General features: G+C 29.3%; 24 protein-coding genes, 1 pseudogene and 2 CRISPR repeat arrays. Of the genes and pseudogenes, 19 read left to right on the plus strand and 6 right to left on the minus strand.

Annotation, left to right across the window (positions count from 1 at the left end):
• Nucleotides 1-123: 123 nt before the first annotated feature.
• A complete protein-coding gene (locus LQK79_RS15325) occupies nucleotides 124-897 on the minus strand; it encodes an IclR family transcriptional regulator (RefSeq protein ID WP_231017117.1) in 774 nt (257 codons plus the stop codon).
• A gap of 348 nt (nucleotides 898-1,245) precedes the next feature.
• Here LQK79_RS15325 and LQK79_RS15330 point away from each other — a divergent pair, with 348 nt between their 5' ends.
• The 6 genes from LQK79_RS15330 (at nucleotide 1,246) to LQK79_RS15355 (ending at nucleotide 6,991) form a co-directional block, all read left to right on the plus strand.
• Nucleotides 1,246-2,226 (plus strand): agmatinase family protein, encoded by a 981-nt coding sequence (locus tag LQK79_RS15330; RefSeq protein WP_231017118.1) that lies wholly within the window; start codon nucleotides 1,246-1,248, stop codon nucleotides 2,224-2,226.
• Between the two features lie 25 nt (nucleotides 2,227-2,251).
• A complete protein-coding gene (locus LQK79_RS15335; protein ID WP_231017119.1) occupies nucleotides 2,252-3,052 on the plus strand; it encodes a substrate-binding periplasmic protein in 801 nt (266 codons plus the stop codon).
• A 164-nt stretch (nucleotides 3,053-3,216) separates the two neighbouring features.
• The gene (locus tag LQK79_RS15340) at nucleotides 3,217-3,864 is read left to right on the plus strand and encodes an amino acid ABC transporter permease (protein ID WP_053240627.1); all 648 of its coding nucleotides are present in this window, start codon (nucleotides 3,217-3,219) and stop codon (nucleotides 3,862-3,864) included.
• 24 nt (nucleotides 3,865-3,888) lie between these two features.
• Nucleotides 3,889-4,647 (plus strand): amino acid ABC transporter ATP-binding protein, encoded by a 759-nt coding sequence (locus LQK79_RS15345; protein ID WP_053240628.1) that lies wholly within the window; start codon nucleotides 3,889-3,891, stop codon nucleotides 4,645-4,647.
• Between the two features lie 239 nt (nucleotides 4,648-4,886).
• Entirely contained in the window at nucleotides 4,887-6,293 is a 1,407-nt protein-coding gene (locus tag LQK79_RS15350; RefSeq protein ID WP_053240629.1) for a GH1 family beta-glucosidase, read from the plus strand.
• A gap of 17 nt (nucleotides 6,294-6,310) precedes the next feature.
• Nucleotides 6,311-6,991, plus strand: coding sequence for a GntR family transcriptional regulator (locus LQK79_RS15355; protein ID WP_278279540.1), 681 nt, complete (start codon nucleotides 6,311-6,313; stop codon nucleotides 6,989-6,991).
• 25 nt (nucleotides 6,992-7,016) lie between these two features.
• On the opposite strand, the gene LQK79_RS15360 is transcribed toward LQK79_RS15355, so the two are convergent.
• Nucleotides 7,017-7,172 (minus strand): hypothetical protein, encoded by a 156-nt coding sequence (locus tag LQK79_RS15360; RefSeq protein ID WP_053240631.1) that lies wholly within the window; start codon nucleotides 7,170-7,172, stop codon nucleotides 7,017-7,019.
• A gap of 348 nt (nucleotides 7,173-7,520) precedes the next feature.
• On the minus strand, nucleotides 7,521-7,676 hold the full coding sequence (locus LQK79_RS15365; RefSeq protein WP_157055615.1) for an endoglucanase: 156 nt from the start codon (nucleotides 7,674-7,676) through the stop codon (nucleotides 7,521-7,523).
• Nucleotides 7,677-8,059: 383 nt separating this feature from the next.
• Between LQK79_RS15365 and LQK79_RS15370 the strand changes: the two genes are divergently transcribed.
• The 4 genes from LQK79_RS15370 to LQK79_RS15385 all read left to right on the plus strand — a co-directional run bounded on the left by LQK79_RS15370 (nucleotide 8,060) and on the right by LQK79_RS15385 (nucleotide 11,864).
• On the plus strand, nucleotides 8,060-9,649 hold the full coding sequence (locus LQK79_RS15370; RefSeq protein WP_231017120.1) for an alpha-amylase family glycosyl hydrolase: 1,590 nt from the start codon (nucleotides 8,060-8,062) through the stop codon (nucleotides 9,647-9,649).
• Between the two features lie 80 nt (nucleotides 9,650-9,729).
• A complete protein-coding gene (locus LQK79_RS15375; RefSeq protein WP_053240634.1) occupies nucleotides 9,730-10,287 on the plus strand; it encodes a hemerythrin domain-containing protein in 558 nt (185 codons plus the stop codon).
• Between the two features lie 14 nt (nucleotides 10,288-10,301).
• Nucleotides 10,302-10,580 (plus strand): MarR family winged helix-turn-helix transcriptional regulator, encoded by a 279-nt coding sequence (locus LQK79_RS15380; protein ID WP_278279541.1) that lies wholly within the window; start codon nucleotides 10,302-10,304, stop codon nucleotides 10,578-10,580.
• Between the two features lie 87 nt (nucleotides 10,581-10,667).
• Nucleotides 10,668-11,864 (plus strand): MFS transporter, encoded by a 1,197-nt coding sequence (locus LQK79_RS15385; protein ID WP_053240636.1) that lies wholly within the window; start codon nucleotides 10,668-10,670, stop codon nucleotides 11,862-11,864.
• Nucleotides 11,865-11,919: 55 nt separating this feature from the next.
• Here the strand turns inward: LQK79_RS15385 and LQK79_RS15390 are convergent, their stop codons facing one another.
• On the minus strand, nucleotides 11,920-13,908 hold the full coding sequence (locus LQK79_RS15390) for a glycosyltransferase family 39 protein (RefSeq protein WP_231017121.1): 1,989 nt from the start codon (nucleotides 13,906-13,908) through the stop codon (nucleotides 11,920-11,922).
• A gap of 197 nt (nucleotides 13,909-14,105) precedes the next feature.
• Complete coding sequence (locus LQK79_RS15395; protein ID WP_157055616.1) at nucleotides 14,106-14,261, minus strand: endoglucanase; 156 nt, start codon at nucleotides 14,259-14,261, stop codon at nucleotides 14,106-14,108.
• A gap of 592 nt (nucleotides 14,262-14,853) precedes the next feature.
• Between LQK79_RS15395 and LQK79_RS15400 the strand changes: the two genes are divergently transcribed.
• The 4 genes from LQK79_RS15400 (at nucleotide 14,854) to LQK79_RS15415 (ending at nucleotide 18,090) form a co-directional block, all read left to right on the plus strand.
• Nucleotides 14,854-15,351 (plus strand): MarR family winged helix-turn-helix transcriptional regulator, encoded by a 498-nt coding sequence (locus tag LQK79_RS15400; protein ID WP_231017122.1) that lies wholly within the window; start codon nucleotides 14,854-14,856, stop codon nucleotides 15,349-15,351.
• A gap of 181 nt (nucleotides 15,352-15,532) precedes the next feature.
• Entirely contained in the window at nucleotides 15,533-16,720 is a 1,188-nt protein-coding gene (locus tag LQK79_RS15405) for an ArsA family ATPase (RefSeq protein ID WP_231017123.1), read from the plus strand.
• Nucleotides 16,713-16,913 carry a hypothetical protein gene (locus tag LQK79_RS15410; RefSeq protein WP_231017124.1) on the plus strand — a complete coding sequence of 67 codons (201 nt, stop codon included), beginning with the start codon at nucleotides 16,713-16,715 and terminating at the stop codon, nucleotides 16,911-16,913. Before LQK79_RS15405 ends, LQK79_RS15410 begins: the two co-directional genes overlap by 8 nt.
• Before the next feature lie 16 nt (nucleotides 16,914-16,929).
• Nucleotides 16,930-18,090, plus strand: a complete 1,161-nt coding sequence (locus LQK79_RS15415) for an ArsA family ATPase (protein ID WP_231017125.1) — start codon at nucleotides 16,930-16,932, stop codon at nucleotides 18,088-18,090.
• A gap of 89 nt (nucleotides 18,091-18,179) precedes the next feature.
• On the opposite strand, the gene LQK79_RS15420 is transcribed toward LQK79_RS15415, so the two are convergent.
• Nucleotides 18,180-18,671, minus strand: coding sequence for a spore coat protein (locus LQK79_RS15420; protein WP_231017126.1), 492 nt, complete (start codon nucleotides 18,669-18,671; stop codon nucleotides 18,180-18,182).
• A gap of 325 nt (nucleotides 18,672-18,996) precedes the next feature.
• On the opposite strand from LQK79_RS15420, the gene LQK79_RS15425 reads away from it, so the two are divergent.
• The 5 genes and pseudogenes from LQK79_RS15425 to LQK79_RS15445 all read left to right on the plus strand — a co-directional run bounded on the left by LQK79_RS15425 (nucleotide 18,997) and on the right by LQK79_RS15445 (nucleotide 26,611).
• The gene (locus LQK79_RS15425) at nucleotides 18,997-19,851 is read left to right on the plus strand and encodes an Rpn family recombination-promoting nuclease/putative transposase (RefSeq protein ID WP_231017127.1); all 855 of its coding nucleotides are present in this window, start codon (nucleotides 18,997-18,999) and stop codon (nucleotides 19,849-19,851) included.
• Nucleotides 19,852-20,090: 239 nt separating this feature from the next.
• A CRISPR array of direct repeats spans nucleotides 20,091-21,056; the repeat unit is 30 nt; unit sequence GTTTTTAGAGTACCTATAAGGAATTGAAAC.
• Nucleotides 21,057-21,238: 182 nt separating this feature from the next.
• Nucleotides 21,239-21,991, plus strand: coding sequence for a CRISPR-associated endoribonuclease Cas6 (gene cas6 / locus LQK79_RS15430; RefSeq protein ID WP_231017128.1), 753 nt, complete (start codon nucleotides 21,239-21,241; stop codon nucleotides 21,989-21,991).
• Between the two features lie 186 nt (nucleotides 21,992-22,177).
• Nucleotides 22,178-22,877: direct repeats of the CRISPR family, unit length 30 nt; unit sequence GTTTTTAGAGTACCTATAAGGAATTGAAAC.
• 212 nt (nucleotides 22,878-23,089) lie between these two features.
• Nucleotides 23,090-23,299 (plus strand): annotated as a pseudogene (locus tag LQK79_RS21250) (PD-(D/E)XK nuclease family transposase); the annotation flags it as partial.
• 496 nt (nucleotides 23,300-23,795) lie between these two features.
• Nucleotides 23,796-24,806, plus strand: a complete 1,011-nt coding sequence (gene cmr1, locus LQK79_RS15440) for a type III-B CRISPR module RAMP protein Cmr1 (protein ID WP_231017129.1) — start codon at nucleotides 23,796-23,798, stop codon at nucleotides 24,804-24,806.
• A complete protein-coding gene (locus LQK79_RS15445; RefSeq protein WP_231017130.1) occupies nucleotides 24,806-26,611 on the plus strand; it encodes a Cas10/Cmr2 second palm domain-containing protein in 1,806 nt (601 codons plus the stop codon). The genes cmr1 and LQK79_RS15445 overlap by 1 nt, the downstream gene beginning before the upstream one ends.
• Nucleotides 26,612-26,629 lie beyond the last annotated feature (18 nt).

The following is a 26,629-nucleotide window of genomic DNA, read 5'->3' on the forward strand; positions in this document are numbered from 1 at the left end:
TAGAATTTTATGATTTTTGAGGTTTAGATTTATAGAATTTTTTTAATGTGACGAAGCATTGTTACTTCGCAATATTTATAAATTACGGTTAGAAATAAATTTAATGCGACACTCCTTTTTTATTTATTCTATATTATCATAACCGAGCTCTTTTGATATAGAAAGAGAAGCTGATAATAATGCATCTATTATATAAAGCTTTTTTTCCTGCATCCTTGTTTTAGGACCCGTCATACTTATGGCTCCAGCAACTTGATTATTATAATTTTTAATTGGGGCAGCTATACTGTATGCACCTATCTCCGTCTCCTCGTCCTCGAGAGAATAGAAGTTTTTACGTATATCTTTTAAATCCTCTTTTATCTTTTTTATATCTGTAGTTGTGTATTCAGTAAGCTTTTTTAGTTCAGTTTTATTCAAAATTTCTGCAATTTTTTCATCAGAAAAGTTAGACAAAATAGCTTTTCCAGAAGCAGAAGCATATATAGGAAGTTTATTGCCTTCCCTTGAGCTCATAAACAAAAAACCCTCATCTGACTGAATATTGGCAACACAGTATACATAATTTTGTTCATATAGACAGAGATGAGAAGTTTCTTTAAATTTATTAGTTAAAGTTTTTATGTACGGCAAAGCGATAGCTTTTATATCCATAGATTCTGATACTATTCTTGATTTTTCTATAAATTTTAATCCTAGTTTGTATTTATTTGTGTGAGGATCTTGAATTATGTATGAACATTCTTCAAGAGTTTTTATTATTCCGAATACTGTACTCTTTTTTAAATCGACTTTGTCGCATATATCCTTTAAACTCATTTCATTATTAGAATTATTAAAGCAGTCCAGTATATCTGATGCTCTTTTTATAGATTGTATTAATTTTTTTTCAGCCATTATTCCCCATTTCCCTTCATGAAGATTATTCTATTTATAGTGATTACATCCACATTAAAACAATTAATTTCAATAAATAATTATACTATGTTCTTGCTTAAAAAGGAAATAAAATTTATAATGACTAAAATTTTAAAAAAATGATATTTAATAATAAGCAGCATAAAAATAATAAATTAATAAAATATAAAATAAATTGTTGCAAAATCGCTAAAATAATGTATAATGTAATCAAGATATCTTATATTATAAAATGCAATTCGATAATATCGAATGAATAATGAAAAATATGTTGAATAGAAAATTTAAGTATGAGCAGTACATAAGAGTAGATGAGGAGGAATTTTAATGGAGAATAAGCCTATATGCTATGTGCCGGGGAAAAAAATAAATGAGGTTTTTAGTGGGGTTCCATCTTTTATGGGGCTTCCAGTAATAAGTGAAGAAAGTGAGATAGACGGATATGATGCTGTAATAATTGGAGCACCATGGGAAGGTATTGTTACATGGAACTCATTTTCTGGATGTGAACTTTCAACAAAAACAATTAGACAAGCATCAACTAGATATGGTGGGTTTTTACCTGAGATAGGTTTTGATATATTTGATTATATAAAGGCAGCTGATTATGGAGACGCTGTTGTATATCCGGGAAAAATAGAGAAATCTTTAGATAGTATAAGAGAAAAAGTTTCTGAAGTAGTAGCAAAAGGCTCAATACCAATTATATTTGGAGGCGACCATTCTATTGCTTCAGCAGATGCAAAGGCAATATGTGAAAATGTAAAAGGAAAAGTTGGAGTAGTACATTTCGATGCACATCTCGATAATCTTGATAAGTATGGAGAAGAAAAATATGCTAGATGTTCTCCACTTTATAGGATTTATGAAATGGATAATGTAGATCCTAAAAATGTAGTTCATGTGGGAATAAGAGGACCTAGAAATAACCCCAAACAGCAGGAATTTGCTAAGGAAAAAGGTGCTACTGTAATTACAAGTTTCGATGTAAAACTAAATGGAATACAGGAAACCTTGAATAAAATTTTGGAAGTGGTTAAAGACGGAACCGATGCGGTATATATCACTGTTTGCAGCGACGCACTTGATGCAGCCTGCAACCCAGGTGGACCTCCAGATTTTTGTGGATTAACTACTTTTGAGCTTGCATATCTTCTTCATGGAATTGCAGCAAGGGGAGTTGCTGGATTTGATTTTGTTGAAATATATCCACCTCAAGATGCAAATAATGTTTCAAGCCATGTAGCTTCATGGATGGCACTATATGTATTAGCAGGAATAACAGAATATAAGAAAAAATTAGTATAAATAAAGAGTATGGGAGAGATTAAGGATGAAAAAAATTATAGTTTTAGCTTTAACCTTTGTTTTAGCAGCTACTGCATTAACAGGATGCAGCAAAAGCGGAGCAAGTAACTCTCAAGATAAGTCATCAGGGTATTTAAAATCTGGAGAAATATCATTTGCTGTAGACGATACATTTCCACCTATGGAATATAGGGATCAAAAGAATAACAATAAATTAGTAGGCTTTGAAATTGATATGGGTGAAGAAGTTGGAAAAAGATTAGGAGTAAAAGTTAAATGGGTTCCAACAGCATGGGATGGAATAATGATGGGACTTAAAGCCAAGAAATATGATGCGATTTTATCAACCTTGTGTATTACAGATGCAAGAAAAAAAGAAATAGATTTTTCAAAACCTTATTTTAAATTAGATGAAATTATAGCAGTTAAAAGTGGAAATACATCTATAAAATCAGCAAATGATCTAAAAGGAAAAGTAGTAGGTTGTCAAATAGGAGCAGCAAATCAAGCTACACTTGAAAAAATGGGTGGATTAAAGGAAATAAAGACTTATAATAAAATAACAGATGCCTACACTGATTTAAAAAATGGAAGACTCGATGCTGTTGTAACAGAAGGTCCTATCGCTGCATATTACAAGAAAAATGATGCTAGTTTTGATGCGATTTTAGATAAGCCGATAGCATCTCAAAATGTTGGTATTGCATATACTAAAGGAAATACAGCATTAAATAACAAAGTTCAAAAAGTTTTAGATAAAATGAAAGCTGATGGAACTTTCTCAAAGCTTTCAATAAGATGGTTTGGAACTGATTTGTACAAGTAAAATTAAAAAAGTTTTCCCCTTATTCTCTTTTACTATAAACATTTTAGTAGTAAGAGAGAATATTTTTAAATAGTAAGCTATGTTTTAAACAAGTGTAAAATGTACGCCTGCTTAAAACAAAGCTAAAGAATAACATGAGAAAGTATTTTAAGGAGGTAAAATATATGGATTTCAGTGTTTTCTCAAAAATTTTTCCATTGTTTTTACAAGGTACTCTTATTACAGTAGAATTGGCAATTTCAGCACTTATATTTGGAACACTAATTGGAATTTTCTTAGCGTTATTTAAAATATCACACATTAAGATACTTAACTTTTTTTCAAGCTTTTATATATGGTTTTTCAGAGGAACCCCACTGCTTTTGCAGGTAATGTTTATATATTTTGCAATGCCTGGTATTGGCTTAGAACTTAGTCCTTTTGCTGCTGGCGCTTTATCACTAAGCTTAAATTTAGCTGCATATATGGCAGAAGCTATAAGAGGTGGAATTATTTCAATAGATACGGGACAGTTTGAAGCATCTAAAGCTCTTGGATTTACATATGTTCAGACTATGACGAAAATAATATTACCACAAACTATAAGGGTAATACTTCCTGCAGTAGGAAACTTATCCGTTTCCATGCTCAAAGATACTTCATTGGTATCTGCAATATCTTTAGCAGAACTTATGAGACAAGCACAACAGGTATATTCTACTACTTTTAAGCTTGTTGAACCATTTTCACTTGCAGCAATTTTTTATCTTCTATTAACGACTATATTTACTAAAGTTTATGGAATGATTGAGAAGAAATTGGCTATATACTAATGCAAATGAATAGGAGGAAGTAAAATGGAAGCAGTAAATGATTTAACAAAGGATTATATGATAAGAGTTGAAAATTTAACTAAAAGTTTTAATAATCTAACTGTATTTGAAAACTTGAATTTGAATGTTAAAAAAGGTGAGGTTGTTGTAATAATAGGACCATCAGGTTCTGGAAAATCTACATTTTTGCGATGTCTTAATCATCTTGAAGAACCAAATGGTGGTAAGGTTTTTATAGAGGGAGAAGAAGTTAAATTTAAGAATAGAGAGCATTTAAGAAAGATAACAATAAAAATGGGAATGGTTTTTCAAAGCTTTAACCTTTTTCCCCATATGACTGTTTTAAAAAATGTGATGGAAGCCCCAGTAGTTATTAAGAAGGAAAACAAGGAGGTAGTATATGAAAGGTCAAAAAAATTACTTGAGAAAGTTGGACTTATTGAAAAGGCAGATATGTATCCATCAAAACTTTCAGGAGGTCAAAAACAAAGAGTTGCTATAGCAAGGGCATTGTGTATGAAACCTGATATAATGCTTTTTGATGAACCTACATCTGCTCTTGATCCTGAACTTGTTGGTGAAGTTCTAAATGTAATGAAGGAACTGGCAGAAGAAGGAATGACAATGGTAGTTGTTACACATGAAATGGGATTTGCTAGAGAGGTTGCAGATAGAGTTGTATTTATGGCAGAAGGAAAAATAGTAGAAGAAGGTACACCAGAACAAATCTTTAAAAATACAAAAGAGAAAAGAACTAAAGATTTTTTGGAAAGGGTACTTTAAAAGAGTAAATTTCAATTTAATAAATTGTATTTATTATCTTCATAAAATTGTAACAATAATCTGATAATATATAATCATAGTAAAACAAAGAATTAATTAAAAAGAATATTTATCGTAGTTGGATAGTCCCCCTGTTCAACTATTTTTTTTTGCATGAGAAAAGCTTTACATTGAAAATTTATAAGTATATAATTAATTCATACCAATGAATTTTAATACTAATTAAAGGAGGAAAGAAAATGAAATTTCCAAAGGATTTTTTGTTTGGAGCTGCTTCTGCATCTTATCAGGTAGAGGGTGCATGGAATGAAGATGGCAAAGGTGTTAGCAACTGGGACGTATTTTCCAAAATACCAGGGAAGACATTTGAGGGAACAAATGGAGATGTAGCTGTAGATCATTATCATAGGTATAAAGAAGATGTTAAATTAATGGCAGAAATGGGTCTGGAATCTTATAGATTTTCAATTTCATGGTCAAGAATAATACCAGATGGTGATGGTGAGGTTAATGAGAAAGGAATTGAATTTTATAACAATTTAATTGATGAATGCTTAAAGTATGGAATAGTTCCTTTCGTCACCCTGTATCATTGGGATTTACCACAGACTTTGGAAGAAGCGGGAGGATGGACTAATAAGAGAACTATAGATGCTTTTAATAAGTATGCTGAGGTATGTTTTAGAGCATTTGGAGATAGAGTTAAGCATTGGATAACTTTTAATGAAACTATAGTTTTTTGTGGGCATGGTTATTTAGCAGGAGCACATCCACCTGGTATTGTTAACGATGTTAAAAAGTATTTTGAGGCAACACATAATGTATTTGTGGCACATGCTAAGGCTGTAAAGAAATATAAAAGTTTAAAACAATACGGTGAAATTGGGATAACTCATGTATTTAATCCTGCGTTTAGTGTTGATGATAAAGAAGAAAACATATTTGCAGCAAAACATGCAAATTACTATGATACTTTTTGGTACTATGATCCAATATTAAAAGGTGAGTATCCTAAATATGTAGTTGATGAGCTAAAGAAAAAAGGATTAACACCAGATTGGACTAAGGAAGAATTGGATTTACTTAAGGAATCAGCTGATAAAAATGATTTTATTGGACTTAATTATTATCAGCCTAAAAGAGTTATGAAGATTGATTCCGAAGAAGAGTTTAAAGCAAATAGAGAAAATTCTACTGGGGCTCCAGGTAATCCTTCCTTCGATGGAGTTTATAAAACAGTAATGATGAAGGATAAAGTATATACAAAATGGGGATGGGAAATTTCTCCGGAAGGTTTCTTAGATGGACTTAGGATGCTTAAGAAAAGATATGGAGATGTTAAACTCTATATTACCGAAAATGGACTAGGTGATGAGGATCCAATAATAGAAGATGTTATAGCAGATGTTCCAAGAATTAATTTTATAAAAGAACATCTAAAGGTTGTAAAAAAGGCAATCCAAGAAGGAATAAACCTTAAGGGATATTACGCTTGGTCCGTTATTGATTTATTAAGCTGGTTAAATGGATACAAAAAACAGTATGGTTTTATATATGTAGATCACAAGAATAATCTAGCAAGAAAGAAAAAGTTATCCTTCTATTGGTACAAAAATATAATTGAAACAAGGGGAGAAGAATTATAAAAAAGTATAGTGCAGTTATTGAGGAACTTGAAAGAGAAATATTAGATGGAAAATTTGATTATGATAAAAAGCTTCCAACCGAAGAAGAACTAATGGAGAGGTTTAATGTCAGCAGAAACACTATAAGGAAAGCTATAGAGGTTTTAGTTGGTAAAGGATATATATATCAAGTTCACGGAAGTGGAGTGTTTTTAAGAGAATTTTCTAAACCCGGATGTGTGCCAATGTGGGACATGAGCGGGCTTACAAGGACTTTTTCTAAGGATAAGTTAACTAGCAGGCTTTTGGATTTAAGTTTAATTGAGGCAAATGATGAACTGGCTGAAAAAATGAAATGTAAAATTCATACTAAGCTATATCACGTTAGACGTGTAAGATATATGAATGATGAGCCATTTACCATAGAAGAGTCATTTTTTAATAAGGATATAATTTTATATTTGAATGAAGATATATGTAAAAAATCAATATATGACTATATAATAAATGATCTTAAATTAAAAATTAAATTTGCGGATAAGATAATAAGCTGCGAAAAGTTAAATAAAGATGAAGCTTTGCTTCTACATTTAAATGAAGGAGACCCTTCACTTATCGTGGAAAACACTGTATTTTTAAGCAATGGGACTATATTTGATTTTTCAAGAGAAAAATATAATTATACTAGAAGTAAACTTTTAAGTTTAGCAACACTATAAAAAAGGGCGTCCAAGTGGCGCCTTTTTAAAATAAATAAATATATCTATCTTCATAAAAAACTTTCATTTGCTCTATTTCAGGACAATTTTGAAATTCTTTAGGAATCTCATAAACATCTACGTTTTCAGGGAATAAAATTGATAATAATAATATTAAACCTATTAATAATAACATAGACATATAAGTCAGCCCCTTTCATTTACTAAAAATAATTTTATAAGTATCACTATTCGTACTAACTTTTCAATTATTTGGTACACTTATATTATACATAAATGAAGGAAAAAAGTCATTAGTTTTTAACAAATAAATTAAAAAATGCAATAATACCAATTGTTCTATTGGAGTTTATTAAAAGTGGTAAAAGTAAAATGTGGAAATTGAGGATAAATTAATTATTGGCACTTATTACTGAAAAAGAGTTAATTGAGAAAGATTTTCTTTTAAATAAAAGGCTATGTTTTAAAAGAAGATTGTCCTTTAAAACATAGCCAAATAAAAAAGAAAGGCGTATGTATACGCCTCTATTTAAAATAAATATTCATATCTATCATCATAATAAGATTTCATTTGCTGCACTTCAGGGCAATCTTGAAATTCCTTAGGAATTTTATAAACATCTATGTTTTCTGGAAATAAAACCGATAATAACAATACTGAACCTATTAATAATAATATAGACATATTAACCAACTCCCTTCAATAATTATTATACATAAATGCAAGAAAAAAGTCATTAGTTTTTTGAAACAAATTTAAAAATGCAAGTTTTATAAGCAAATGATAATTTGTAACATAATTTGTTAAAACTATTGCATAAAGATTACAGTTAATTTAAATAAAGGAGCAATTTATTAAAAAAAAAGTAATTGTAAACATTTTCACAAACCGCGGAATTATGATTTTAATAAAATGTCTATGATTAGGCTTTTAGTAGATGGATATTATATTAGTGAATAAAATTAAGAAAATGTTTACAAAGCCTGTTAAGGATGGTACGATATAAATTATTAAAGTGGCTATTGCTACGCAATTTTGTGCAATCGATTGCATAAGGGGGAATATGTATGAAGAAAAAGACAATGGGATTGGGACTTATATTGTTAGTTCTTATATCATTAGCATTTTTAACTCAGCATAAGAAAAGTTCATATAGCAACAATAAAAATAGTAAATTATTAAATGTATCACATAAGGTTTATACGGCTCAAAAATATGTAACAAATAAAAAATATAATGATAGAGTGTTTTATGAAATTTTTGTAAGAGCTTTTAACGATAGTAACGGGGATCGTATTGGTGACCTAAAAGGAGTAACAGAAAAACTAGATTATCTTAAAGATTTAGGAGTATCAGGGATTTGGCTTATGCCTATAAATGCAAGTCCAAGCTATCATGGGTATGATATATCAGATTATTATTCAATTCAACAAGATTATGGCACTATGGATGATTTTTATAATCTTATTAATGAAGCGCATAAAAGAGATATTGCAGTATTTATGGATTTAGTAATTAATCATACAAGCAGCAAAAATCCTATGTTTATTGAATCTGCAAATAATAAAAAAAGTAAATATAGAAATTATTATAATTGGACAAATGATAAAGGAGTAATTAATGAACATTCTACTATAGGTACAATGCCTTGGGTGTATAAGAATAACAGTTTTTATTATGCAATGTTTGATCAAGGTATGCCTGATTTAAATTATGATAATAAAAATGTAAGAGCTGAAGTAAAAAATATAGCAAAATATTATTTAAATATGGGGGTAGATGGATTTAGATTAGATGCGGCGAAGCATATATATGACGGCAATACTAATAAGAATCTCCAGTGGTGGAAAGAATTTGAGACATACATTAAGGGTGTAAATAAGAGTGCTTTTGCTGTAGGAGAAGTTTCAGATAACAAAGATGTTGTGGCAAATTATATGACTTCCCTTGATTCATGTTTTGATTTTGAGTTGAGTACGGATATTTTGGACACTGTAAAGAATGACAATATTAACGAACTTGGAACTGAAATAAATGATGTATATAAAAGTTACAAGTCTAAGAATAAGGACTATAATGACAGTACTTTCCTATCCAATCATGATTTTGAGAGAGTTATGAGCAGGTTAAACTCGGTTGATAAATGTAAAGAAGCAGCGGCGATTCTTTTAACTTTACCAGGTACTCCTTATATATATTATGGCGAAGAGACAGGAATGACTGGCGCAAAACCTGATGAAAATATTAGACAGCCATTTATTTGGAGCAATAAAGACAAAAATAAAAATACTTATTGGGAAGAAATTTATAATGATAAAAATTTAGTCGCTGTAAATGTCCAAGAAGCAAACAAAAATTCTCTCTTGAATTTTTATAAAACTTTTATTAAGATTAGAAATAATAATGAAGCTTTAAGAAATGGAAGTTTTGAGAATATTGATGAAGGTAAGAGTAATATTTTTGCGTTTAAGAGGAGCAGTGGTAAAGAAGAAATATATACAATGATAAATGGTGATCAAGATTCTAAATGTACAGGATTACCTTCAATGAATGCACAAGTGATATATTCGTCTGATGGAAATAATCAAGATTTAAATATAACTGGGACTTTAAATTTAAAAAAGAATCAAATACTTGTTGTAAAAAGAAAGAATTAATTAACAAACTATAGGTTTAAATTTAGTGCACAAAATAAATAATATATAGTGAAGTTATAATTAAAAAGAAGGTGCTTATTATGGATGGTATTCAACTTATGGTAGATGAACATAAGAATATAAAAAGAATGTTAGTGGTTTTAAGAAAGGCAAGTTATAGAGTTTTAAAGGAAGATAAAATTGATTATGATGACTTTGCAAAGATGATAGATTTTGTAAGAAATTATGCAGATAAACAGCATCATGGAAAAGAAGAAAAGTTTTTGTTTAATCGCATGGTAGACGAAATAGGCGGAGTTGCTGAAACACTAATTAAATATGGAATGTTGGTAGAACACGATTTTGGAAGACTCCATATGATGGAACTTGAAAATGCGCTTTCAAGGGTTAAAAATGGAGATGATGAAAGTAAGGTTGATGTTATAGCAAATGCAGTTGCATATACGCAACTTTTATATAGGCATATAGAAAAGGAAGACAACACAGTATACACTTTTGCTAATCGAAAATTAAGTAAAGAAACACTAACTACAATTGATAAGGAATGTGAAGAATTCGAAAAAGAATCATCGAAAAATAATATTCAAGAAAAATACATGAAGCTTTTAGAACAACTTGAAGCAAAGTATTTACAGTAGTTAAAAATCTTCATATTTCTGGTATAGCGCGTAAAATGAATATAACAAGAGGAGCAGTATCTCAAACAATTAAAAGGCTTGAAGCAAAAGGATTTATATGTAAGGAGGCATGTGAAGATAATAGCTGCAAGCTTTTTATTAAGCTGACTGAAAAAGGTGAAATTGCTTACTCTAATCATAAAAAATACCATGAGGAATATGAGCATAAGATAGCAGAAATATTAAAGGATTCTACTACAGAAGATAGAAAATTTCTGTATGAATTTTTTAGAAGATTCAAAGCCAACATATAAAATACCACACTGGTATTTTTATTTTAAGTTGAATGTATAGTATCTATACAAAGTAAGCTGCACCTATATTTAGAAGGAGATTCGATAATGATTAATAAAGAAAACATAGACAATGAAAAAGAATTTAATTTGACTAGATTTGTGGTATTAGTAATGGCAGTAACCTGTGGGGTAACTGTTGCAAATTTATATTTTATACAGCCTCTTTTAACTCAAGTGACAAAAGCTTTTGATATATCGGAATCCAGCGCGGGATTTGTAGTAACCTTGACTCAAATAGGATACGCTCTTGGATTATTTTTCTTTGTACCACTTGGAGATATGAAGGAAAGACGTTCTTTGATTACTAAAATGCTTATATTTGTGGCAATAGCTCTTTTGGCAGTAGCATTCTCACCAAATTACTTTGCACTTCTTGTGGCATCTTTTTTTATTGGTTTTACTACAATTATTCCGCAGCTCATAGTTCCGTTTGCAGCTCAACTTGCCAAGCCTTCTGAGAGAGGAAAGATAATAGGAACAGTTATGAGCGGACTTCTTATAGGAATATTACTCTCTAGAGTTTTTAGTGGAATAGTTGGGCAAGCTTTTGGCTGGAGAACTGTATATGTTATTGCAGGACTTTTAATGCTTTTGTTAGCTGTATTCATAAAATACCTTATGCCTGTAAGTAAACCTACATCTAGGCTTTCATATAAAGAACTTATATTTTCTATATCAGGTATTATTAAAAAAGAACGTGTACTTAGAGAGTCTGCAATAAATGGAGCGCTTATGTTTGGCTCTTTCAGTATATTTTGGACATCACTTGTTTTTTTACTTCAATCAAACGTGTACAATATGGGTACAAGAGAAGCAGGTCTTTTTGGACTTATAGGGGTTGTAGGAGCATCGGCAGCACCTATAATAGGAAGGGTGGCTGACAAGAAATCTCCAAAATTTGCAGTTGGAATTGGAGTTGTGCTTTCTACATTAGCATATGTGATTTTCTTTTTCTTTGGGTATAAATTGTTTGGATTAATAGCAGGAGTTATACTTCTTGATCTTGGAAATCAAACTGGTCAAGTTTCTAACCAGGCTAGAATACAAGCACTAAATGATGAAGCTAGAAGCAGAATAAATACTGTTTTTATGGTCTCATATTTTATAGGAGGAGCATTTGGATCATACCTAGCATCTATAAGTTTTGAACACAGCGGATGGAATGGAGTGTGCGTGGTTGGTTTTGCATTTCAATTTGTTGCTGTCATATTTCATTTCCTTGTTTATAGAAAGAAAAAATAGCAGTAAAAAATTTTTGTCGACCTCTATATGAAAATTTAAGAGATCGACGAATTTTTTATTTTGATTTTAAATCATATAATTGAGTGGAATTGTTTGATACACCAAACTTTTCGCTTTGCCTCTGATTTCTTGAAGAATTGGAGTCTTTCCATTGATTAGAAGGAATAGTCTTGCCGTTTTCTTTAATCCAATTCATAATGCTATTGTTTGAATTACTTTCTCCAAAGCTTCGGTTGTTACTTATATTTATCAAAGCATATCTTAATTCGCCTTTATTAACCAATTCTTTAAATTTATCTAAAGTAAGTATTGGGTCTGAACCACTAAAGCCACCAAGTGCCATTACAGGTTCACCAGTTTCAAGTATTAAATTTGAGCCATAAGATGTAGCGGAAGGAACCATAACAAGGTATTTTTCATCTTTTCTGTTATTCTCTAAAAATTTTATAAGCTTTGAATTGCCGCCAACACTTGATTCGGTGTTATAATTGCTTCGTGAAAGTTCTAACCCGGCGGATGGACTGCTTCCATTCATTTTATAAAACATTGGAGTAAATGACCAAACTGTAGGTGCTGCTAAAATTCCTATAAAGGCGATGCTAATCAATAATTTATCTAAAGCTTTTGTATTGGAACTTGTTAAGCTAATTATGCACAATATTATTGAAGATAAAATACATAAAATAGCTGTCAATATAATTATAATCTTATATCCCTTTGAGATATTGTAATTGTAAGATAAAATAAGTATTTCAACACATGCATTAGCAATAAGGGAAATTGGCAAGAACCAGGATTTTGATCCCCGCTGCTTATAAAATGCTAACATGGCGGATAAACCAATTCCAACTAAAGCTGCAATGGAAGGTGCCATTGTCGTCAAATAGTAGGTATGTGTTACATTTCTTGAAAAACTAAAGTAAATAAATTCAGGTATTAGCCACGTGATCCATAATATTAAAGATAATTTTTTTCTTGTGTTAAAAGGAGTTCTTAATTTTTCTTTTATTGCAGCAGCAGCAAATCCAATTATGGCAAATAGTAAAAGCCATGATATTTGGTCCGACATGTTGCCATTTCCGAACAACCTAAATATGCCGGCATTCGAATTACGTCCAAAATTCATACCATTATTTGATTGATTGAATCCATCTCTATATTTTGTTTGCCTCAATCTTTTTTGTATGTTATTTAAGTTGCTCATGTTTTCGACTGTCCTTTGTGATATTGTGATTTTGTTTCCATTTCTTCTGCCGAGACCAATTCTCTCTAATCCATTATGACCTATTATAAGCTGCATAACTGTGTTGTTAGTACTGCTGCCAACATAAGGCCTATTATTTGCTGGTATTAAATCTGTAATTATAGCCCAAGATAGCGAAATTACTAAAAGTACAATTGTGCCTAAAGTAAGGTTCTTTATTCTCTTTTTTAAACTCATGTTTGATGCAAGAAGGTACGTTATATATATGGCAGGAGCTACCATATATGCCTCTACCATTTTTATATTAAAGCCTATGCCTACAAAAACTAAACTTAATATAAGATAACTCAGTTTTCCTTTTTCGGCAGCTGTGAGGGCAGCCCAGCATCCGAGAAGTAGAAATAACACAAGTAAATTATCGATTGTATTGTTTCTAGCGGCTGCTACTGATATTGGAGTTACCGCAAGGCATAATGCTGCAGTTAATCCAGCGGTAATTCCAAAGGACTTTTTTACAATATAATATATAAGAGCAACGGAAAGCACACCTGCTAGGGCTTGTGGTAAAATTATGTTCCATCCACTAAAACCAAATGCCTTTGCACATATAGCTTGAATCCAAAAGCCTACAGGTGGTTTATCAATGCTTACAAAGCCCGCTGGATCAAAGGAAGCAAAAAAGAAATTTTTAAAGTTCATTAGCATACTTTTTACACCAGCAGCATAAAAAGTATTAGCATACCCCTCAATGCCTAAATTTGTAAAGTTAAGTACAGCAGATAATATTAAAATCAATGATATTCCAATGGTATCTTTTTTAAATTCAATTTTTTTATTCAATATATAAACCTCCTTGGGTTAATATTACTTTGACTAATCATAATAAAATATTTTACATTATAGGAATATATATTGTATTTCAATTTTATAAATAGTTTATAAAATTTGTATAAAACATTATTAAAGGCATTGATTTTTAGAAACTTATTTAAATTTCTAAAAATCAATGCCTAAGTAAAAAGGTATTTAAGTGGATTTTATAGTAAAACTTCGTATCTATCATTATAGAAAGCCTTCATTTCTGCTACTTCAGGGCAAGCTTGAAATTCTTCTGGGATATCGTAAACATCTGAATTGCTAGAAAATAAAACTGAGAATAATAATACTAAACCTATTAATAAAAATAATGACATATTAAACAACTCCTTTTATTTTAAAATTATCTATTTAAAAATTTATTTGTTTTTCTTTAGCTTTATTATACATAAATGAAGGAAAAAAGTCACTATATTTCTATCAATAAATGAAAATATGCAAAATTGACATCAGAATCATAATTTTGTATATAAAGTGTAAAAACTACTATGATAAATATTTAATTAATTTAAGTATAACATGATATTTTTAACAATGTAATAATTATAAACGTTTTCATAGACACTTAATTGATAAATGCAAAATTAAAACTGCAATTAATTATAACTTTTTTTAATCTAGGCGTGTTTAACAATGATGAAGGTGATAGAAAAAACACGTCAAAAATATATTATAAATCTGTACATAAGCATGAAAAATTGCAGATAAAAAATGAAAATATGAATTTTATTTTTCAAATTATGCAAAAATCTCACCTAAGTAAGAAATTGTATTTAACAAAACTGCATATCCTTTATATAAAATATTTATTTTAAATGAGTTTTTGTAATTTTATTGTTGACAAAAAAATGCTTCGATGCTAGAATAAAAATATACTTCGTGAGAAGAACTAAATAAGGAAGTGACATTGTGAAATCTAATGGAAATATTGATTTTGAAGGAATAATTTTTTCATATATTGATGAATTTAAATTTTTAATTTTTCCTGACAAATGGAATAGTGCCTTTATGGATTACTCTAAAAATGAAATTATGGTGCTCATATTTTTGCATAGATGCAAAACAGCCAATATGACAGAAATATCAAAGTACATAAATGCTCCACTTAATACAACTACTGGGGTAATAAATAGATTAGAAAAGAAAAATATGGTTGAAAGAATAAGAAGCAAGGAGGATAGAAGAATTGTAGAAATAATTTTAACCTCAAAAGGCAGTGAATTCATAGATAAAGAAAAAGATATAATATTAGGATTTACTAAAAAAGTTTATGAAAAGCTTACAGGAGATGAAAAGTCAGCAGCAGTAAGTATTTTTAATAAGGTAAGAAGCGTTTTGATGGAAGGTATGCATTCTAAGGATACAAAAAGCAGCAGAAAAAAGATTAAAAAGATAACTATATTGTGAAAACAGTTCAACTAAAAAACTATGTATGCACCAAAATTCCTTGGACATTAGAATTTTTGAACATACACAGTTTAAGTTTCACAATGTTTTCACTATCGAATAGCTCAGGAAACTGAGTTGTTTTTAAAAATAATACTTCGATACAAGAACAATTCTTAAAAGGAATGAATGGAGGGATAATATGTCTAGGATTATAATTTTTACAGGCAAAGGTGGAGTTGGCAAGACAAGTACAGCAGCAGCACATGCAGTTAAAGCAGCAAAGGAAGGCATGAAAACTTTAATAGTAAGCACAGATATGGCTCACAACTTAAGTGATATATTTATGAAGGAATTAGAAAAAGAACCTAAAGAGGTAGAGAAAAATCTTTGGGCACTTGAAATAGATCCAAATTATGAATTGCAAAGATATTATGGTTCTATTTCAGAAGCTGTTAAGAAAATGATGAGTTTTAAAAACAGCAAGGATGAGGAGGCTTTCGATGATATAGTAGTATTCCCAGGAATGGAGGAACTATTTTCTCTTTTAAAAATCAAGGAAATATATGATGAAAATATCTATGATCTTATTATAGTAGATTGCGCTCCAACAGGAGAAACACTTTCGCTTTTGAGACTTCCAGAAATTTTATCTTGGTACATGGAAAAGCTGTTTCCAATAGGCAGGGTTGCTGTGAAGGTTTTAAGACCTATCTCAAAGGCCGCATTTAAGCTTGAACTTCCAAATACTACTGCATTAAATGAGATAGAAAAGTTATACGTGAAATTGGGCGAGCTTGAAAAACTCCTTAAGGACAGAGAAGTATGCAGCCTTAGGCTCGTAACTATACCTGAAAAAATGGTTGTAGATGAGACAAAAAGAAATTATATGTATTTAAATCTCTACAATTTTAATGTGGATGGGCTTTATATAAATAGAATTTTGCCACAAGATATCGATAATAACTTCTTTGACAAGTGGAAGGAAATACAAAAAGAGTATGTGCAAACCTTGGAAGATACCTTTTCAAATATGCCAATCTACAAAATAAGATGGTATCCAGTTGATATAAATGGAGTTGAGTGTCTATACAAAATAGTGGAAGATTCACTTAAGGACAAAAATATATTTAAGGTTTTAAAAACAACTCAAAGTGAAGTTTTTGAAAAACTAGATGATGGTTATGGACTAACTATAAAGGTTCCATTTACAGAAAAGCAGCAACTAAACCTTCATGAGGGGGATAACGAGCTAATAATCAAAATAGGAAACTTTAAGAGAAATATTCTAATGCCAGATGTTATGAGAAGATATTCTGTAAGTAAAGCAAAATTCGATAATGGAATTTTAACCATATACTTTAATGAGGAGAGTGAAGTAAGTGAATAAGGAATTTATAAAAAAGATCATAAAAGCTGAAGCTTTAAGGTATAGTGCAATTAAGGAAATATTGCCAGATGGATTAAAAAAGAAAATTGATGATTTCGAAAAGGATGCCTTAAATGTCTTAAAGGACATTGCTTTTGAGTCATTGGATAAAAGATCAGAGCCTAAGGAATGTAAGAAAGTTCACATAAATTAGAAAGGAAGAAATTAAGATGAGAATTATATTGTATACGGGTAAGGGCGGCGTTGGGAAGACAAGTATATCTGCTGCTACAGCTTCGAAAATCGCAAAGGAAGGAAAGAAAGTTCTTATAATGAGTACAGATCAGGCCCACAGTCTTGGGGATTCCTTTAATGAGAAACTTTCAAATACCCCTCTTGAAATAGAAGAAAATTTATTTGCTATGGAAATAGATACGGTTTTAGAAAATGAGGCTCAATGGGGAAATATAAAAGAGTATATGCAAAAGCTTATATTTACAAAAGCTGCTAAAAGCATAGAAAATGAGGAACTTCTTGTATTTCCAGGCTTTGATGAACTTCTTGCCTTACTTAAAATAAAGGAAATAAGTGATGAAGGAAAATACGATGTTTTAATCGTAGATTGTGCGCCAACTGGTGAGACAATGTCCCTTTTAAAATTCCCAGAACTTTTTAAATGGTGGATGGAAAAGATATTTCCAATAAAGAGAAGGATGGCAAAGGTAACAAAGCCAGTAGTGGAGAAAACTGTGAAAATTCCAATGCCAGATGACAAAACTTTCGATGAGCTTGACCACCTTTATTTTAAAATTGATGATCTCCATAAGCTTATGTTAGATAAAACTAAGGTTAGCATAAGGATAGTAACCACTCCAGAAAAAATAGTTATAAAGGAAGCTAAAAAAAGCTTTTCTTACCTTCACTTATTTGATTTTAATGTTGATGCCGTTATAATAAATAAAGTGTTTTCGAAGGAGGGTGCCAGTGGATATTTCGAAAAGTGGCTTAATATCCAAAATGAAAGTATAGCCGACATATGTGAAAGCTTTAGTCCAATTCCTGTTTTTAAAGTGGAGCTTATGAATAGTGAGGTAAGAGAATATGAGAAACTTCTTTACCTTGGAAGTCGTATTTATAATGACTCGAATCCCAGTGATATATTATTTGAAGGAAAAATATTTGAAATAGAAAAATGTGATGATGGTTATGATTTTTCCATAAGCATACCCTTTATTGACAAAAAAGACCTGGATTTATACCAGCGCGGCGATGAACTTAGTGTATCCATAAAAAATGAAAAGAGGAACTTTGTACTTCCTCAAAAACTTCATTCAAAAGAAATTGCAAGTGCGAGCTATAAGGATGGAAAGCTTATTATTCATTTCAAATAAAAAAATGATGATTGGATAAGAAATCACCATACTGATAGTATATGGTGATTTTTTTATGGTTTATAATTGATAGTAGTATAATAATAAAATTATTGAATATTGTACATCCCGTTATTTTCCATATATTTAAATATGGCTTCTCCGTGTTTTTGTTCTTCTTTTTGTATATGATTTAGTACATCACGAGCGTTAGTGTCTCTAAATTCAAAAATGCTGGTATCGTAAGCACCTGAAACATATTTTTCTGTCATTAATAAATCTGTACACATGTCGGTATCAGCCTTGCTAGAATTACGGTTTTGTGTATTGCTCATACTTATATTTGGGTTTTGAGTGCTTGCATTTTGACCTGAACTTTGATTTTGCTGCTGCTGATTGATTTGAGGAATCTTACCACTTAATAATTGATTGATGCTATCAAGATGGGTTTTTTCCTGTTGTCCATTCGCATTAAATATTTGTTTCAAGTTATTGTCTTTTGTTTGATTTGCATAATTAGTATATTTTTCTATGCAAATTTGTTCATGCTTTTTTTGATCTTCTAGTAACATTCTTTCTTTTTGTGATAATGTTATTTCCATAGTATTACACCTCCAATGTTATTTTGTGTAAGATTTCTTGTTTTATTCTATGTTAATGTCAGTATTCATGGTTTTTATTGAAGTTTTAAACAATAAGAATGTCATATGTAAGGCTTATTATTCTTTGTCTTTAGAGTACCTATAAGTGATTAAAACCAAAATACTTTTTAGCCTTCTTCTCCTCACATAAGTTTTTTAGAGAAGCTATGAGGATTAAGGCATTATATATGTGAAAATTTATATCTTTAAAATAAATTTAATATACAAAATCCATTGATCTGTGTTAATATGATATAAAAATAAAAAAGGTTGGAGAGTGAAGAGTATGTGCAGGCTAAACCCAAAGGTTGACTTTGCATTTAAAAAGCTTTTTGGCAGCGAGGAAAATAAAGACATATTAATAGCATTTATAAATTCAATAATAGATGAAAATGAGCAAATTAAAGATATAGAACTAAAAAATCCATACAATATAGCAGACTATAGAAAAGGCAAAATGACAATACTTGATATAAAAGCAGTGGATGATAAAGATGTATGGTATGACATAGAAATGCAGATATCACAGCAGGATTTCTTTGATAAGAGAGCACTTTATTATTGGTCAAAGGTATATTCAAGCCAAATAGAAAGTGGAGAAGATTATGAGAAACTAAGGAAAACTATATCCATAAATATATTGGATTTTAATTATTTAAAGGAAGAAGATTTTCACAGTGAATTTAAAATATATAACACAAAAACTATGAAAGAATTTTCAAATATGTTTGAAATGCATTTTATAGAATTAAATAAATTTAATAAGGATTATAAAGAATTAAAAACAGGTTTAGATAGGTGGATAGCATTTTTAAGCAGAGCATATGAACTTGATAAAGACAATATTCCAGAAGAGCTGGCAGAGGATAAAGATGTAAAAAAAGCTATAGAAAAGCTTGATATAATGTACTTGAGCAAAGAAGAAAGAGAAATATATGAGAATGATTTAAAGGCGCTCATGGATTATAGAGCACAAATAAAAGCAGCAGAAAGAAGTGGAAGAATAGAAGGAATAAAAGAAGGGGATTTGCAAGCGAGAATAAGTATAGCAAGAAATTTTTTAGATGTATTAGATGATGAAACTATAGCAATAAAGGTAGGACTTTCTATTGATGAAATAAAGGGATTAAGAAATAAGTAAAAAATGTAGTTAGATTGATAAAATGAGTAAGAACATTAATAAAAAACTTTAACAGAACTATACTATATGAAAGTTAACTAAAAATTGTCGTCGACCCCTAATGGAGTAAAAAACCTAGGGGGTCGACGATTTTTAAGTTTATAGGAAAATAGCAGGCCGAGATTGGTTTTTAGTATTTTTACGAAAGTTTCATTAAAAGTTGCTTTTTTGAGAAAGCTGATGTATCCTATATTCGGTGGGTTTTTAGAGTACCTATAAGGAATTGAAACATAACTGGAAAATATGCAACAAATGAAGAGCGTAAAGGTTTTTAGAGTACCTATAAGGAATTGAAACTGTAACAGCAACAACTTAAACTTGCAAGATGAAAACAGTTTTTAGAGTACCTATAAGGAATTGAAACATTGAATTTGATGGATAGCATTCATCTTCCGTAAACGTTTTTAGAGTACCTATAAGGAATTGAAACACATTCAAATCTGATATAAATAACTTGGCTTCATCTTGTTTTTAGAGTACCTATAAGGAATTGAAACTCAGCTTTCTTGGTTTAATACTTTTGGTTCTGATAGTTTTTAGAGTACCTATAAGGAATTGAAACCAATTTGATGTAGTATCAGCAACCTGTCCAATAGACTGTTTTTAGAGTACCTATAAGGAATTGAAACGAAGCATATGCCAATCGCTAATATGCCCATCTTCTTGCGTTTTTAGAGTACCTATAAGGAATTGAAACTTGTTACTGCTCCCCTGTTTGCCATAGTTCCAGATATGGTTTTTAGAGTACCTATAAGGAATTGAAACCTATAATAATTGACGGAGTAAAAGTTAACCCTGATACGTTTTTAGAGTACCTATAAGGAATTGAAACTCTAATGTGGAATGTATTATGTTTGTTGCTAAAAAAGTTTTTAGAGTACCTATAAGGAATTGAAACTTAGAAAAAAGTTCTTCTGCTTCCTGAACTATAAGCGTTTTTAGAGTACCTATAAGGAATTGAAACTCTTTTTCTAGTTCCTTTTTATAAAATGTAATTAATTGTTTTTAGAGTACCTATAAGGAATTGAAACACCTTAGCCGCACTATTTAAATTTGTATTAAAAGGTAGTTTTTAGAGTACCTATAAGGAATTGAAACATGATTCTTGAACTATGGTATCACAAATCTTAATTAAGTTTTTAGAGTACATATAAGAAATTTAAAGGAAGCAATCGAGATTTCAAACTCGTATAAAAACGCAGGGGTTATTAGAGAAGATTTTAATGATAAAAAATTAAAAATTAGTTTTAGGTATAGAAAGAATTATAAATAGCAATAGATTTATGAGTAAAATATTAGTACAAGCCTAAAATTAATATTTTTATATTATTTAGAAAGTTGGCGTAAAATGAGACTAACAATAAACTTTGAATTTAACAATCCTTTAAGATTACCGCAGCAGTACAATCATATTGTTCAAGCAGTTATTCTAAATTGGCTAAGTGATGAAAATTATCAGAAATTTATACACGATTTTGGCTATAAAGCAGGAAACCGAACCTATAAACTTTACACTTTTTCAAGGCTTCAAGGTAAATTTTCTATAGATAGAAATGAAAAGACAATAACATATGAAGATAAAGTAAAACTTGAAGTTGCAGCTCAGGATGATAAATTTCTTTCATATTTGGCTAATGGAATTATTATGAGTGATGAAGTAAGGCTTGGAAATAATATTGTTCACATAAAGGATATAAAATGTGAAAAAAATGTTCTTGAGCCTGGTGTTAAAGTTTATACAAAATCACCTATTGTAATATATAGTACCTTTGAAAATGAGGATAAAAAGAAAACTTATTATTACAGTCCATTTGAGAATGAATTTACGGAGCTTGTAAGAAAAAATCTGATAAAGAAGTATGAAGCTGCTTTTGGTAAAATGCCAGTAGATGATAGTTTTGAAATAAAGGCATTAAAAAACTCTAAACTAAAGGAAAAAATAATTGTTTATAAAAGTACAGTTATAAAGGGCTGGAATGGTGAATTTATTTTAACTGGTTCAGAAGAACTTATAAATATAGGTTATAATTCTGGCTTTGGATCTAAAAACTCTCAAGGCTTTGGTTGTGTAGAAAAATGCTTTGAACGTAATATATATTAAGAAATATAAAACTCCATTAAGCTTGTTAAATTTATCGTCGACCTCCAATAGTGTAAAAAACCTGATGGGTCGACGATTTTTAAGTTTATAAGAAAATAGCGGGGTGAGATTGATTTTTTATATTTTTTTATAAATTTTCTTAAACATTGATTTTTCAAGAAAGCTGATGTATGCTGTACTTGATGGGTTTTTAGAGTACCTATGAGGAATTGAAACTTTGATAAGGCAAGTGCTGGACAACAAACTATGGCGTTTTTAGAGTACCTATGAGGAATTGAAACTTGATTGTGAAGGAATAAAGTACAATTCAAAACTATGTTTTTAGAGTACCTATGAGGAATTGAAACTAAGTGTATCTATAAGTTTTTAGGTCTGCTTTTAATTTTGTTTTTAGAGTACCTATGAGGAATTGAAACGTTTGTTTCGTGGAAAGGGGAAAGAAATTTAATAATTGTTTTTAGAGTACCTATGAGGAATTGAAACACTTCTATAATTTCCCAAGCTTGTTCTTGATATTTTTGTTTTTAGAGTACCTATGAGGAATTGAAACTCCTAAGAAATCATCTTCTGCTGAACCTACAGCGTCAAGTTTTTAGAGTACCTATGAGGAATTGAAACTACTTTGAATTTGTTCGTTTGTTTTTATGTGGCCCACGTTTTTAGAGTACCTATGAGGAATTGAAACATGTATATCCTTCTAATGCACTTTTTACAGCACTTACGTTTTTAGAGTACCTATGAGGAATTGAAACTTATAAGCATCTTTTGCTTCATTAGTAGATGGAAATTGTTTTTAGAGTACCTATGAGGAATTGAAACCAGTTTACAAGGATTATAGGAAAGTGTCAAGATTTAAGTTTTTAGAGTACCTATAAGGAATTGAAACAGACTTTGAATGAAAAAAGAGATGACAATAGGGTTAAGAAGGATAATGGGTCAGAGACCCAAACCCCGAGTAGTATTGTTTTTAGAACACCTATAAGGAATAAAATCATCGTCAATATTAAAATTCACATCTTTTAAAACATTCAATATACAAAATCCATAAATTTGTGTTAATATAATATAAAAATAAAAAAAGGTTGGAGAGTGAAGAGTATGTGCAGGCTAAACCCGAAGGTTGACTTTGCATTTAAAAAGCTTTTTGGAAGTGAAGAAAATAAAGACATATTAATAGCATTTATAAATTCAATAGTAGACAAAAATGAGCAAATAAAGGATATAAAATTGAAGAATTCATACAACATAGCGGATTATAGAAGAGGTAAGATGACAGTTCTAGACATAAAAGCAGCAGAAAGAAATGGAAGAATAGAAGGAATAAAAGAAGGAGAGCAGCAAAAAGAAATTTTAATTGTAAAAAAATTATTATTAATGGGAATGGATACTGACTGTATGTCTGAAGCATCTGGATTATATGAGAAAAATTGAATAGATGAGAATAAAAATGAATTAGTCGTTAAATTTTTTATTCACCGTAAGTGGATAAAAAACTCTGCTAATCTTTAGTAATATGAAAATATTATTTTAGATTAGTGGAGTTTGTTTTTTGTGTGAAATAATATAACATGATTAAGTATTATGTCGAATTTGTATGTTATAAATTATCTTAGTTTTAAAAATTTTGGTAGTAATATAAATAATTTTCAATAATTTGAATTAAATTGGAGGAATATTTAGGAAAGTGTAGAAAAATATAAGTAATGTTGATATGAATGTGCAAGAAGTTGGAACGGTGAGAAAAGTTTAATTGTGGAAGATGGATTTTTCAACGCCAGACAAATAAAAAGGTGGGATCAAGTAATTGAAAAGAGTAGAGATCGAATTAGAGGTTTTAACTCCAATGTTTAGTTATGGGGATAGAAAAGTAGTTGAATTTAGAATAACAGAATTAAAATCACTTATGAGAAGTATATTTAGGGAAATATATTATTTTGAAAATTTAGATGATATGAGAAATAAAGAAGGATATTTATTTGGTACAACATCTAATATAGATAAAAGTTTTAAAAAAGAAAGTTCTATAAAATCACCTGTATCATTTGTGATTAAAGATAATATTAAACGTGAAAATATATATGAAGAATGTATTTTGCCACATAAGAAAGATAAAATTAATCCAATCAAGTGTATTAAGGGTTCAACTAAAGTTTGGTTAAATATGATTTGTAAAAAAAATATCGATGTAGAGATATATATAAAATTGCTATTGCAAGTATCTATAATGGGGGCTATAGGAAGACGCTCAAGAAAAGGTTTTGGCTCTTTTAAAATTAATGAAATAAAGATAGATGGAAAGAATGAATATCAAGATACGTTAAAGAAAAACCCGATAGATATATTAAAAGATACATATAAAAATGGAGAATATTCAATGAGAAAAATTGAAATATCAGAGCTAGAGGTGAAATTTCAAGAAGTCAACAATGAATTAAATTATCCGTATATAAAAAAATTAATATTAATTAATATTAAAAATGATAGAGATTATTTGCAATTAATAAGCAATATATCCCAGTTAACACATGATAGAGTACATGAGTATAATGATTTTACTGAAAAAATAGATAATAAAGAAAAGATTAATAAAAATGTATTAGGAAATTGTAATAAACAATTAAAAAGATTTGCATCGCCAATATGTGTGTCATTTTGGGAAAATGATGATAATAAATACATGATTATAAAGGAATTAAATTATAATTATATATATAACAAATTGAATATAAGAGGAGAAAATGAGCAACAGGCTAATAAGGATTATGTGAATAAATATGTTGAAGAATTAATAAAAATAGGGAAAGGAAAAAAATGATGAATTATTTATTAGGTATAACAATAGGACCTGTACAAACTTATATAGAGGAATCAAGAAAACTTTTAGATTTACGAAACAGCAGCAAAATTATATCTGATATTATGGAAAAAATATTTAAACTCATTAAAGAAAATGCAAAAAGTGAATTTATATATCCAAATCATAAAGATATAAGTGGCGTTGATTATTCAAATTATATGGTTATCGAAATAAAAGATATAGAAAAAATGATTGATATGAAGAGCATAGAAAATAAAATATATAATTGCTTTAATATACCTATTACTAATGAAAAAGTAGAATATAAGATCAATATTAAAGAAAATTTTTATTTGTTTTGGGGAATAGAGAAAATAGAGGAAGGCAAATATGTTGAGGCTTATGAAAAGTTGACAAGATTAATTAGAAGCTTAAAAAATACATATGAATTTGAACAGAATCAGCAAGATAGTGGTGAAAAATGTTTGATATGTGGAAAACATAATATTTGCACTCAAAACTTTAATTATAAGGAAAGGCAGAAATATAGATTAAGCGTAGATGAAGAACTATGTCCATTATGTTTATTTAAGAGGAAATATAGCGGGGAAGGTATATCTTCTATTTATTCACTAGCTATAAAAAAGTGGAAAGAAGAAAATAGAAAAGAATTAGAAAATATAACTAAAAGTTTAGGAGAAGTATTTAAAAAAGAGCAGCAAGATAAATATTATAGCAAGGTTACAATAGAAAGTATTATTAAAATGTTAAGTTTAGATAATGTTAATAAGAAATCAAAGAAGTTTATACAAGTTAAAGATGATTTGAAAAATGATGAATTAGATTTAATAAAAAGTGTCAGAATATTTAAAAGTATCAAAGAAAAAATGAATAAGCTCTATTATGATGGCAAGGAAGTAAGCGAAAAGATAAAATGTCCAAGTTACGAGTATTGTTTTATCCAATTTGATATTGATAATTTGGGAAAATGGATAAGCGGAAAATACTTAGAGGACAGATCTCAGTTAAAAGATTATCAGCAAAATATATCTAAAAAGTTAATTATATTTGGTAAAAGTTTAAGAGAAGCATTAAGAGACACATGTTGTGATGTTATATATTCTGGTGGGGATGATTTTTTAGGCATTTTGCCTAATGAAGATATTATAAATGTTGCAGAAATAATAGATGATTTATTTAAAAAAGAAGTTCAAAGCAAAATTAAAGAAGAATATAAGGAAATTAATCAAGAAATGACGTATTCAATGAGCATTACAATTGCACAATGTAAAGATCCTATGAGTTATGCTTTAAGTAAAACTAGAATTGAACTTGAGAATGTTAAAAAAAGATATGAAGAAGATAATATTTGTAAAAATGGTGTTTCCATAAATTATATAATAAATAACGGAAAAGAAATAACGTGTTATTTAAAGAAAAATAAATTAAGAATGTTATTTGAATTGTTGAAAAATTTTGATTCTGTAAAGAAGCATATTTCATTTTCATATATAAATAATTTTGAAAATGAAATGTCAAAATTTAATTTTAATAATATTACTTTTGAAGAAATACGGGATTTTCGTGCTATAGTAAGTTGTGAATTTAAACGATTGATTTTAAGAAGTAAAATGATTGAAGATAAAAGTAAAGATATAAAAGAAAAAATTAATAAATATATAGATGAAATAATTAATTTTTTAGAGAATGTTATTAGTGAAAATTGTATAGAAATGAAATCTAATGAAGAATATGTTGATTTCAAAAATATAATGAATGTACTTAAAATAAATGAAAAATTATCTTCAATTAAATTTGAATAAGAAATTAAAGGTAGTGAT

This window comes from Clostridium guangxiense (assembly GCF_021043395.1).
GTDB classification, from domain to species: Bacteria; Bacillota; Clostridia; order Clostridiales; family Clostridiaceae; genus Clostridium_S; species Clostridium_S guangxiense.